10 protein-coding genes are annotated in these 10658 nt (G+C 74.0%); 8 read left to right on the top strand and 2 right to left on the bottom strand.

The features are described 5' to 3' along the window. From ACFU9E_RS34265 to ACFU9E_RS34255, 3 genes are all read left to right on the top strand, one after another. Positions 1-602: M56 family metallopeptidase (locus ACFU9E_RS34265; RefSeq protein WP_380715638.1), on the top strand; the 602-nt coding region annotated here is incomplete at its 5' end. A gap of 91 nt (positions 603-693) precedes the next feature. Next, positions 694-1197 carry a metallophosphoesterase family protein gene (locus ACFU9E_RS34260; RefSeq protein WP_380683288.1) on the top strand — a complete coding sequence of 168 codons (504 nt, stop codon included), beginning with the start codon at positions 694-696 and terminating at the stop codon, positions 1195-1197. Positions 1198-1319: 122 nt separating this feature from the next. Beyond that, positions 1320-1862, top strand: a complete 543-nt coding sequence (locus ACFU9E_RS34255) for a hemerythrin domain-containing protein (RefSeq protein WP_380683287.1) — start codon at positions 1320-1322, stop codon at positions 1860-1862. On the opposite strand, the gene ACFU9E_RS34250 is transcribed toward ACFU9E_RS34255, so the two are convergent. Beyond that, entirely contained in the window at positions 1838-2869 is a 1032-nt protein-coding gene (locus ACFU9E_RS34250) for an NlpC/P60 family protein (RefSeq protein WP_380683286.1), read from the bottom strand. The genes ACFU9E_RS34255 and ACFU9E_RS34250 overlap by 25 nt on opposite strands. Positions 2870-3168: 299 nt before the next feature. Between ACFU9E_RS34250 and ACFU9E_RS34245 the strand changes: the two genes are divergently transcribed. Genes ACFU9E_RS34245 through meaB form a run of 3 tightly spaced genes read left to right on the top strand, consistent with a single transcriptional unit; the run spans position 3169 to position 8267 of the window. Continuing rightward, entirely contained in the window at positions 3169-5040 is a 1872-nt protein-coding gene (locus ACFU9E_RS34245) for a methylmalonyl-CoA mutase subunit beta (RefSeq protein WP_380683285.1), read from the top strand. After that, positions 5037-7265, top strand: a complete 2229-nt coding sequence (gene scpA / locus ACFU9E_RS34240; protein ID WP_380683284.1) for a methylmalonyl-CoA mutase — start codon at positions 5037-5039, stop codon at positions 7263-7265. Before ACFU9E_RS34245 ends, scpA begins: the two co-directional genes overlap by 4 nt. A gap of 12 nt (positions 7266-7277) precedes the next feature. After that, on the top strand, positions 7278-8267 hold the full coding sequence (meaB, locus tag ACFU9E_RS34235) for a methylmalonyl Co-A mutase-associated GTPase MeaB (protein ID WP_380683283.1): 990 nt from the start codon (positions 7278-7280) through the stop codon (positions 8265-8267). 4 nt (positions 8268-8271) lie between these two features. Here the strand turns inward: meaB and ACFU9E_RS34230 are convergent, their stop codons facing one another. Beyond that, entirely contained in the window at positions 8272-8751 is a 480-nt protein-coding gene (locus ACFU9E_RS34230) for an ATP-binding protein (protein WP_380683282.1), read from the bottom strand. A gap of 186 nt (positions 8752-8937) precedes the next feature. Here ACFU9E_RS34230 and ACFU9E_RS34225 point away from each other — a divergent pair, with 186 nt between their 5' ends. After that, positions 8938-9264 carry a putative quinol monooxygenase gene (locus ACFU9E_RS34225; RefSeq protein ID WP_380683281.1) on the top strand — a complete coding sequence of 109 codons (327 nt, stop codon included), beginning with the start codon at positions 8938-8940 and terminating at the stop codon, positions 9262-9264. After that, the gene (locus ACFU9E_RS34220; protein WP_380715636.1) at positions 9261-10502 is read left to right on the top strand and encodes a helix-turn-helix domain-containing protein; all 1242 of its coding nucleotides are present in this window, start codon (positions 9261-9263) and stop codon (positions 10500-10502) included. The genes ACFU9E_RS34225 and ACFU9E_RS34220 overlap by 4 nt, the downstream gene beginning before the upstream one ends. Positions 10503-10658: the final 156 nt, after the last annotated feature.

The following is a 10658-nucleotide window of genomic DNA, read 5'->3' as shown; positions in this document are numbered from 1 at the left end:
CCGCGGTGGCGGCGGCCCTGGCCGTCCGGGCCGCGCGGGCCCGGCGGCGGCACCGGGCCGCGCTCGACCTGGTGGCCGCCCGGGACCCGCGGCGCCGGCTGCTGGTGCTGGACGACCCGCGGCCCGCCGTCTACTGCCTGCCCGGCCGCCGGTCCCGGGTGGTGGTCACCCGCGGCGCCGTGGAACTGCTGGACGAGCGGCGGCTCGCCGCGGCCGTCGCCCACGAGCACGGCCACCTGCGGGGGCGTCACCACCTGGTGCTGCTCGCGGCGGACACCTTCGCGCTGCTGCTCGGCCGCCGGCTGCCGCTGGCCGGCCTCGGGCGGACGGAGGTGGCGCTGCTGCTGGAGATGGCGGCCGACGACGCCGCGCTCGCCCGGGTGACCCGCACCGACCTGGCCGGCGCCCTGTACGCGCTGGCCACCGCCGCCCCGGCCGCCCCCGCCGCCGGGCCGGGCACCCTCGCCGCCGCGTCCACCGGCGTGCTCGCCCGCGTCCAGCGCCTCGCCCACACCCCCGCGCCCCCGGCGCGCGCCTACCGCCTGGCCGCCCTCGCCGCTCCGCTGCTCCCCTACCTCCTGGCCTGCGCCCCGCACCCCTAGAAGAAGAGGCGCCCCGGCGTTTCGACGGCCCCGTGCCGCCGCGCCCGGGGAGGATCGGACCCACCGTCCGCCCACCCCGACGGAGTCCCGGATGCGCCTGCTGATCACCTCGGACACCCATGTCCCGTCGCGCGCCCGGCAGTTGCCCGCGCCACTGCTGACCGCCGCGGACGAGGCCGATGTGGTGTTCCACGCCGGCGACTGGGTCGACACCGCCACCCTCGACCTGTTCCTGGCGCGGTCCGCGCGGCTGGTCGCCGTGCACGGCAACAACGACGGGCCCGGGTTGCGGGAGCGCCTCCCCGAGATCGCGCGGGCGGAACTCCAGGGGCTGCGCTTCGCCGTGGTGCACGAGACCGGCCCGGCCCGGGGCCGGGAGCAGCGGTGCGAGGCGCGCTTCCCCGACACCGACGTCCTGGTCTTCGGCCACAGCCACATCCCCTGGGACAGCACCGCCCCCGGGGGCCTGCGGCTGCTCAACCCGGGGTCGCCCACCGACCGCCGCCGCCAGGCGTTCGCCACCTACCTGACCGCCCGGGTCGACGACGGCCGCCTGGCCGACGTCCGGCTCCACCGGCTGCCGCCCCGGTCCTGACCGGTCCCGCCACCCTGCCGGCTTGCCCGGCCGCCGCGCCGTGTGATCGGATCGCGGGGCATCGCGTGCCGGTGGCGGACCGCGCCAGGCATGGAGGTGCGGAACCCGAAAGGGCGGCCGCCTTGGCTTCCCCCACCAGCGACCGCACGGTCGCGCTCAGTCTCCAGCTCTCCCGTGCCCACCGGGACCTGCTCCGCCGGATCGACGACCTCAGGTCCGATCCGGGCTCCCGCAGGCCGGACGACGATCCGCTCACCGCCCACTGCCTGGCCTTCTGCGAGGCCCTGACCGCCCACCACGAGGGCGAGGACGAAGGCCTGTTCGCCCAGCTGCTGCGCGAGCGCCCCGACCTCGCCCCGACGATCGCCAAACTCGTCGAGGACCACGGACTGATCTCCGGGATCCTGGCCCGGGTGCGCGAACTCGCCCTGCGGGCCGCAGGATCCGCCGGATCCGGACGCGAAGCGGTCGGGCGTGAGCTCGACGGCCTCGCGGCGATCATGGAGTCCCACTTCCGCTACGAGGAACGCACCATCAGCGCGGCCCTCGACGCCACGACACCGCTCGGCGACTGGCCCGACCCGGTCTTCCGCCCCGGCCCGGCCGCCGCCCGCCACGACCACCCGCGGCAGCACACGGCTCAGGGGCGGACTGCGCCGACGTAGGGCATCGCGTCGATCGGGAGGACCTCGACGTTCTTGCCAGTGCGGGGGGCGTGGATCATCTTGCCCCCGCCGATGTAGATGCCGACGTGGTGGATGTCGCCGTAGAAGAACACCAGGTCCCCGGGCTGGAGGTCGCCGCGGGCGATCCGGGCGCCGGCCTTCCACTGGTCCTGGGAGACACGCGGGAGCTTGACGCCCGCCGCGCGGTAGGCGGCACCGGTCAGGCCGGAGCAGTCGAAGCCGGAGGGGCCGGTGGCGCCCCAGACGTACGGCTTGCCCAGCTGCGCGTAGGCGAACTGGAGGATGGCGGCCGCCCGCCCGGTGGCCGGTGCGGCGTCGGCCGGGCGCTCGGCGGCGGCGGAGCGGGAGGCGCGGGTGGCGGCGGCCTCCTGGGCGTTGACCTTGGCCCGGTCGGCGGCGCTCAGCTTGTTGAGCATCGCCTGCGCCTTGGCCAGCTTGTCCTGGACCGCCTTCTTCTCCGCGGCCAGGGACGTACCGGCCTCGTCGAGCTGGGCGAGGGTGGCGGTGGCCTCGGCGCGGTCCTGGTCGAGCCGGCGCTGCTCGTCGAGGGCCCGGCGCAGCAGCGCCGCCTGGGAGTCGACGACCTGGTTCTGCGCGGCGGCCCGGGCCAGGTAGCCACCGGGGTCGGAGTCGAGCATCAGCTGGACGGACGGGTCGATGCCGCCGTTGCGGTACTGCTCGGCCGCGATGCCTCCGAGCTGGGTGCGCAGCTCGTTCATCGCCTCCTGGCCGCGCGCCACCTTCTCCTGGATCCGGTTGGCGTCGCCCTGGAGGGTCTGCTGCTTCTCCTGGAAGCCGTTGTAGCGCTCGATCGACTGCTCGGCCTCCTCGTTGAGCTGGTCGACCTGCTCCTTGACCGAGGCGAGGCTGGGCGCGGGCTCGGCCTGGGCGGGGCCCGCGGTGAGGACGACGCCGCCGGCCATCGCGGTGGTGACGACCGCCAGGCGGGCCCGGCTGGGCGGGCTGGGCTTGCGGCGCTTTCCCATGACGGCTGACTCCTCGGGGCGGGGAAGACGGTGTGGAGGGAACACGGGCAGGGGGTGTCCGGGGAGAGCCGCCCCGACCCGTGTTCTACTAAGCAAGTTAATAGATGACGGCCACTGTTCCGCAAGCCGCCCGCCCGCGGGCCACCGCGCGCCCCTCACCGCACACCCGCCACCGGGGCCCCGCCGGTGCGCCCGGAGGCCGTCCTCCGCGCGGGTAGTGCAACAGAGTGCAGAGCGAGGGCAAGGTCACACCCTTCGCCTCTCCTGCGCCCCCGCGAACGAGCGCTAACCTGCCGGACATGACGGTCCCGCCCGAAGGGCTTCCCCTGGCCGCCGAGTTCCCGGCCGCCCACCACGAGCAGTGGCAGACCCTCGTCGAGGGTGTGCTGCGCAAGTCGGGGGCGCAGCCCGAGGACGGCGCAGCCGCCGAGCGCGCGCTCAGCACCGCGCTCCAGGACGGGCTGCGTGCCCGCCCGCTGTACACCGCCGAGGACGCCCCGGCCGACCCGGGCTTCCCCGGGTTCCCGCCGTTCGTCCGCGGTGCCCGTCCGCAGGGCGCCTCGGTCGCCGGCTGGGACGTCCGCCAGCGGCACGGCGACCCCGATCCGCGCCGCACCAACGAGGCGGTGCTGGCCGATCTGGAGCACGGCGGCGGCTCGCTCTGGCTGGAGCTGGGCGGCGACGGCCTGCCGGTCACCGCGCTGGGCGAGGCGCTCACCGGCGTCTACCTGGACCTGGCCGGGGTGGTGCTCGACGCGGGCGCCGAATTCCCGGAGGCCGCCGAGCAGTTGTTCAAGCTGTACCGGGAGCGCGAGGTCTCCCCCGGCGCCGCCGTCGCCACCCTGGGCGCCGACCCGCTGGGTCTGCAGGCCCGCACCGGCGACGCCGCGCGCACCGAGGCGCTGCTCGCCGAGGCCGCCGCGCTCGCCACCCGCTGCGCCGAGGGCTTCCCCGGTCTGCGGGCGCTGGCCGTCGACGCGCTGCCGTACCACGAGGCCGGCGCCTCGCCCGCGCAGGAGCTGGGCGCCTCGCTGGCCACCGGCGTCGCCTACCTGCGCGCGCTGACCGGGGCCGGGCTGCCCGTGGACGCCGCGCTCGGCCAGCTGGAGTTCCGCTACGCCGCGGACGCCGACCAGTTCCTGACGATCGCCAAGTTCCGTGCCGCGCGCCGCCTCTGGGCCCGGGTGGCCGAGGCCTGCGGCGCCTCCCCGGCCGCCTCGGCGCAGCGCCAGCACGCCGTCACCTCCGCGGTGATGATGACCGCCCGCGACCCGTGGGTGAACATGCTCCGCACCACGATCGCCTGCCTGGCCGCCGGTGTCGGCGGGGCGGACGCGGTCACCGTGCTGCCGTTCGACGCCGCGCTCGGCCTGCCGGACGCCTTCGCCCGCCGGATCGCCCGCAACACCCAGGCGATCCTGCTGGAGGAGTCGCACCTGGCCCGCGTCGTCGACCCGGCCGGCGGCTCCTGGTACGTGGAGCGGCTGACCGACGAGCTGGCGCACGCCGCCTGGGCGTGGTTCCAGGAGATCGAGCGGGCCGGCGGCCAGCGCGCCGCGCTGGAGTCGGGCCTGGTCGGCGAGCGGATCGGGGCCACCTGGGCGGAGCGCTCGGTGCGGCTCGCCGAGCGGCGCGAACCCGTCACCGGCGTCAGCGAGTTCCCCAACCTCGGCGAGCAGGCGCCGGTGCGCGAGCCGGCCCCGGCCGGCCCGTCCGGCGGGCTGCCTCGAGTGCGTCGCGCCGAGGCCTTCGAGGCGCTGCGCGACCGCTCGGACGCCCGGCTCGCGGCCACCGGAGCCCGGCCGACGCTGTTCCTGGCGTCGATCGGCACCGCCGCCGCGCACACCGCGCGCACCACCTTCGCCGCCAACCTGTTCCAGGCCGGCGGGATCGCCACCACCGCGCACGAGGGCACCGAACCCGCCGCGTTCGCCGAGGCGTTCGCCGCGAGCGGCGCCACCGTGGCCTGCCTCTGCTCCAGCGACGCCCTGTACGCCGAGCACGCCGAGGCGGTCGCCGCCGCGCTCAGGGTGGCCGGCGCGCGGCGGGTGCTGCTGGCCGGCCGGCCGGGCGAGACGCCGCCCGGCGGCGTGGACGGGTTCGTCTTCGCCGGCGGCGACGCGGTCGCCGTCCTGACCTCCCTGCTCGACCAGATCGGAGCGGCCCGATGATCCCCGACTTCACCTCGATCGGGCTGGACGCCGACGGCACCGACGCCCCGGCGGCCGCCCCCGGTGCCGCCGTCACCGACGGCCAGTGGCGCGCCGCCTGGCGCCAGGCCACCGGCAAGGACGTCGACGAGCAGCTCTGGGAAACCCCCGAGGGCATCGGCGTCAAGCCGCTCTACACCGCCGAGGACCTCGCGGGCCTGGACTTCCTGGGCACCTACCCGGGCATCGCCCCCTACCTGCGCGGCCCGTACCCGACGATGTACGTCAACCAGCCGTGGACGGTGCGCCAGTACGCGGGCTTCTCCACCGCCGAGGAGTCCAACGCCTTCTACCGCCGCAACCTGGCGGCCGGCCAGAAGGGCCTGTCGGTCGCCTTCGACCTGCCGACCCACCGCGGCTACGACAGCGACCACCCCCGGGTGACCGGCGACGTCGGCATGGCGGGCGTGGCGATCGACTCGATCTACGACATGCGCCAGCTGTTCGACGGCATCCCGCTCGACCGGATGTCGGTGTCGATGACGATGAACGGCGCGGTGCTGCCCGTCCTCGCGCTGTACATCGTGGCGGCCGAGGAGCAGGGCGTACCGCCGGAGAAGCTGGCCGGGACCATCCAGAACGACATCCTCAAGGAGTTCATGGTCCGCAACACGTACATCTACCCGCCGCAGCCGTCGATGCGGATCATCTCGGACATCTTCGCCTACACCTCGCAGAAGATGCCCCGGTACAACTCGATCTCCATCTCCGGCTACCACATCCAGGAGGCCGGGGCCACCGCCGACCTGGAACTGGCCTACACCCTGGCCGACGGTGTGGAGTACCTGCGGGCCGGGCTGGACGTCGGTCTCGACGTGGACGCCTTCGCGCCGCGCCTGTCGTTCTTCTGGGCGATCGGCATGAACTTCTTCATGGAGGTCGCCAAGCTGCGCGCGGCCCGGCTGCTCTGGGCGAAGCTGGTCAAGCAGTTCGACCCGAGGAACGCCAAGTCGCTGTCGCTGCGCACCCATTCGCAGACCTCCGGCTGGTCGCTCACGGCGCAGGACGTCTTCAACAACGTCACCCGCACCTGCGTGGAGGCGATGGCCGCCACCCAGGGCCACACCCAGTCGCTGCACACCAATGCGCTGGACGAGGCGCTGGCGCTGCCGACCGACTTCTCCGCCCGGATCGCCCGCAACACCCAGCTGCTGCTCCAGCAGGAGTCCGGCACCTGCCGGGTCATCGACCCGTGGGGCGGCTCGGCGTACGTCGAGAAGCTGACCAACGACCTGGCGAACCGCGCCTGGCAGCACATCCAGGAGGTCGAGGCGGCCGGCGGCATGGCCAAGGCCATCGACGCGGGCATCCCCAAGCTGCGCGTCGAGGAGGCCGCCGCCCGCACCCAGGCCCGGATCGACTCCGGCCGCCAGCCGGTGATCGGCGTCAACAAGTACCGGGTGGAGAGCGACGAGCAGATCGAGGTGCTCAAGGTCGACAACTCCGCGGTCCGCGCCCGGCAGGTCGAGAAGCTGCGCCGGCTGCGCGAGGAGCGCGACGAGGCCGCCACCCGCGCCGCGCTGGACGCGCTGACCCGGGCCGCCGAGGCCGGTCCGCGGCGCGGCGGTTCGCTGGACGGCAACCTGCTGCACCTGGCGGTGAACGCGGCCCGTGCCAAGGCCACCGTCGGCGAGATCTCGGACGCCCTGGAGAAGGTGTACGGCCGCCACTCCGGGCAGATCCGTACCATCTCGGGTGTGTACCGAGACGAAGCGGGCCCGTCGGCCCCCCTGCAGCGCACCCGCGAGCTGGTCGAGCGGTTCGAGGAGGCCGAGGGCCGCCGCCCGCGCATCCTGGTCGCCAAGATGGGCCAGGACGGCCACGACCGCGGCCAGAAGGTGATCGCCACCGCCTTCGCCGACCTCGGCTTCACGGTGGACGTCGGCCCGCTGTTCCAGACCCCGGCCGAGGTCGCCCGGCAGGCCGTCGAGGCGGACGTGCACATCGTCGGCGTCTCCTCGCTGGCCGCCGGCCACCTCACCCTGGTGCCCGCGCTGCGCGCCGAACTGGCCGCGGCGGGCCGGGAGGACATCACCATCGTGGTCGGCGGGGTGATCCCCCCGCAGGACTTCGACGCGCTGTACGAGGCGGGCGCCGCAGCGGTCTTCCCGCCCGGCACGGTGATCCCGGAGGCGGCCTACGACCTGCTGAAGTCGCTCGCCGCCGATCTCGGCCACGAGCTCTGAGGCGCTGATCCGATGGCGCCCCGGACGATCGACCTGGACAGCTACGCGACGGGCGTGCGGGAGGGCTCGCGCGCGTACATCGCGCGGGCCATCACCCTCGTCGAGTCCACCCGGCCGGACCACCGCGTGCTGGCGCAGCAGCTGCTGACGAGGCTGCTGCCGCACGCGGGCGGGGCCGTGCGGGTGGGCATCACGGGGGTGCCCGGAGTCGGCAAGTCGACTTTCATCGACGCCTTCGGCACCATGCTCACCGGGCTCGGGCACCGGGTCGCGGTGCTGGCCGTCGACCCGACGTCCAGCCGCACCGGCGGCTCGATCCTGGGCGACAAGACCCGGATGGAGCGCCTCGCGGTCGACCCGCAGGCCTTCGTCCGGCCGTCGCCGACCTCCGGCACGCTCGGCGGGGTGGCCAAGGCCACCCGGGAGTCGATGCTGGTGATGGAGGCGGCCGGCTACGACGTGGTGCTGGTGGAGACGGTCGGCGTCGGTCAGTCGGAGACCACGGTGGCCGGCATGGTGGACTCCTTCCTGCTGCTGTCGCTGGCCCGCACCGGCGACCAGTTGCAGGGCATCAAGAAGGGCGTGCTGGAGCTCGCCGACGTCATCGCGGTCAACAAGGCGGACGGCCCGCACGAGCTGGACGCCAAGGCCGCCGCCCGGGAGCTCGCGGGCGCGCTGCGACTGCTCCAGGCCCCGGACGCGCCGTGGACGCCGCCGGTGCTGACCTGCTCGGGCCGCGACGGCAGCGGACTCGACGTGCTCTGGGAGCGGCTCCAGCAGCACCGCAAGGTGCTGGACGCGACCGGCGCGCTGGCCGCCAAGCGGCGCGACCAGCAGGTGGAGTGGACCTGGGCGATGGTGCACGACCAGCTCCTCGCCCGTCTCCACGCCCACCCGGACGTCACCCGCCTGCTCCCGGACCTGGAACGCCGCGTCCGCGACGGCGAACTGACCGCCACCCTAGCGGCGGACAGCATTCTGGACGCCTTCGGCCTGCACTGAGCCACTACGCCACCGCGAGCCCCAGCGCCGTGCCCCACCCGTACGTCGGGCACGGCGCTTCGCGCTCCTCCGGGAACTCGAACCACACCACCTTGCCCGCGCCCGCCGGGTACCAGCCCCACGCCCCGGCGAGCGCCCCCACCAGCAACAGCCCGCGCCCGCCGGTCGCTTCGGCCCCGCGCTCCCGCCGCGGGAGCGCGGGGCACCGGTCGGCCACCTCGACCCGCAGCCGCCCCGCGCGCCGAAGGACGGTCACGACACAGCGCTCCCCGGTGTGCAGCAGCGCATTGGCGATCACCTCGCCGGCACACAACTCCAGGTCCTGGAACGCATCGTCCGCGAGCGGCACACCCCACTCCCGCACGATCGCCGTCACCAGCCACCGCGCCGCCGGCACCGCGTCCGCGGCCGGCGGCGCCCCCCATTTCAGCGGAACCGGGAACCGGGCATTGCTGAGCGGGCTGACCATCACGTTCCACCCCATCGATCCTCCACCACCACAGATGGACAGCACTGCCGGTCAAAGGCAGCACAAGGGAGCCATTCGTGGCGCTCGGCCACGGTAGCGACACTGAACGTAGTCGCAGAAAAACTGCGAGTCAAGAATTCCTACTACTCGCAGTTCTTCACCGAGTCGTGCAAGACTCGACCAGTCCAGGAAGGGGAGAACATGGGATTCGGCCTTGTTGTACGCTTCGTCGCCCGTGATGTGACGGCCGCTCACGCCTTCGACGAACTGGCCCGGGGAGCACTCGAAGGGATCCGCGCCAGCGAGCCCGGCACTCTCGTCTACGTCAATCACGCCGTACCGGACCAGCCGCACGTCCGGGTCTTCTACGAGCTCTACGCGGACCGCGAGGCGTTCGAGGAGCACGAACGGCAGCCTCACGTGCGCCGGTTCCTGGCCGAGCGCGGCCAGTACCTCGAATCATTCGAGGTCACGTTTCTGGACGAGATCGACGGCAAGGTGTCGTCCACCCGCGGGGGCGGCCGGTGAGCCCCGAGGAACGACGGGCGTTCGGTGCCCGGGTGGCCCAGCTCCGCAAGGCGCGTGGCATGCGGCAGGATCAGCTCGCCACGGCCGTCAACCGGACATCCAGCTGGGTGTCGCAGGTCGAACGCGGCATCCAACCGGTTGTGCGTCTCGACGTGCTCCAGCTGCTCGCGGACGGCCTCGGAGTCTCCGTTCAGACCTTGAGGCCGGACGCCCCGTCGCCGTCCCGATCCGCGTCGGTGACTTCAAGCCAGGCCAACGACCTCGACCTGGTCCGGCTCACATTGTCCGGGCATCCCGCCCTCGACGCCGTACTCGGCGAGCACCCCGCCACACCCGAACCCGATGTGACCGAGCTGGCCGCCGCCGTGGCGGAACTCTGGCGCCTGACACACGACGCCCGGTTCGCGGAGCTCAGCTCAGCCGTCGCCGACGTCCTGCCACGACTCGAAAGCGCCACGCGGACCGCCACCCCCGAGAAGCAGCCGGAGATCCAGCTCCTCCTCAGCCAGGCGTATCAGGCGGTGGCGGCGGCATTCGTCCGCCAGGACGAGGCCGATGCGGCCTGGGTGGCCGCCGATCGAGCGATCCGGGCCGCCGAGCATTCCGGCGAGCCTCTGCAAGTCTTCGCGGGCATCTACCGCTTGGCCCACGCATTCGTCCGGCTCCGGCGGTTGGACCAGGCGGAGCACGCGGCCGGGAAGGGCGTGACGGTCCTTCGGAGCTACATCTCGGCGGCCGCACCACCCGCACCGGAGGCCCTCTCCGTGCTCGGCTCGCTCCACCTTGTCCTCGCGTTGGCCGCCGCTCGCGCCGGCCAACGCGAGCAGGCCCGCAAGGAACTCGCCGACGCCCGAGAGGTCGCGGCGCTGCTCGGCGAGGATCGCAATGACTTCAACCTGGAGTTCGGCCCCACGAACGTCGAAATCCAGGCAGTATCGGCGGCGATCGATCTCGGAGACGCGGGCGAGGCGCTGGACCTGGGGCAGCGGATCGATACGGGTCGACTCTCACCCGAGCGGAGGTCACGGCTGCTGGTCGACCTCGGAAGGGCCCACGCGCAGCGGCGGCACCTCGGCGAGGCCGTCGATTGCCTCCTCCGGGCCGAAGAACTGGCACCGGAGAGCGTCCGAAGCCACCTGGCGGCCCGGTCCGCCATCCGTGAGCTCGTGCTCCTCGCGGGCCGGAGCGCTCCGCCGGAACTGGTGAAGCTCGCCAAGCGCGCCAACGCCACCGGGTGACGGAAACCCCGGAGCCGAGGCCGTTCGCGTAAACCGCGCCTTCCGACCGTAGCGGAGGGGCCCCCCGCCCGGGGGCCCCCGCCCCGGGGCCCCACCCCCCCAACCCACCCCCGGGGGGGGGCGCGGTGGGGTCCCCCCACCGGGCCGCGCCCGACC

Origin of the sequence: Kitasatospora sp. NPDC057595, from assembly GCF_042800875.1 — a bacterium.
In the GTDB taxonomy this organism is placed as follows: domain Bacteria; phylum Actinomycetota; class Actinomycetes; order Streptomycetales; family Streptomycetaceae; genus Kitasatospora.
Note: the sequence above shows the minus strand (reverse complement) of the source record. Positions and strands in the feature narration are given on the sequence as shown.

Coding starts and splice junctions, on each gene's coding strand:
- ACFU9E_RS34260 (WP_380683288.1), top strand. CDS start 694: ATGCGCCTGCTGATCACCTCGGACACCCATGTCCCGTCGCGCGCCCGG.
- ACFU9E_RS34250 (WP_380683286.1), bottom strand. CDS start 2,869: ATGGGAAAGCGCCGCAAGCCCAGCCCGCCCAGCCGGGCCCGCCTGGCG.
- ACFU9E_RS34245 (WP_380683285.1), top strand. CDS start 3,169: ATGACGGTCCCGCCCGAAGGGCTTCCCCTGGCCGCCGAGTTCCCGGCC.
- scpA (WP_380683284.1), top strand. CDS start 5,037: ATGATCCCCGACTTCACCTCGATCGGGCTGGACGCCGACGGCACCGAC.
- meaB (WP_380683283.1), top strand. CDS start 7,278: ATGGCGCCCCGGACGATCGACCTGGACAGCTACGCGACGGGCGTGCGG.
- ACFU9E_RS34230 (WP_380683282.1), bottom strand. CDS start 8,751: ATGGGGTGGAACGTGATGGTCAGCCCGCTCAGCAATGCCCGGTTCCCG.
- ACFU9E_RS34225 (WP_380683281.1), top strand. CDS start 8,938: ATGGGATTCGGCCTTGTTGTACGCTTCGTCGCCCGTGATGTGACGGCC.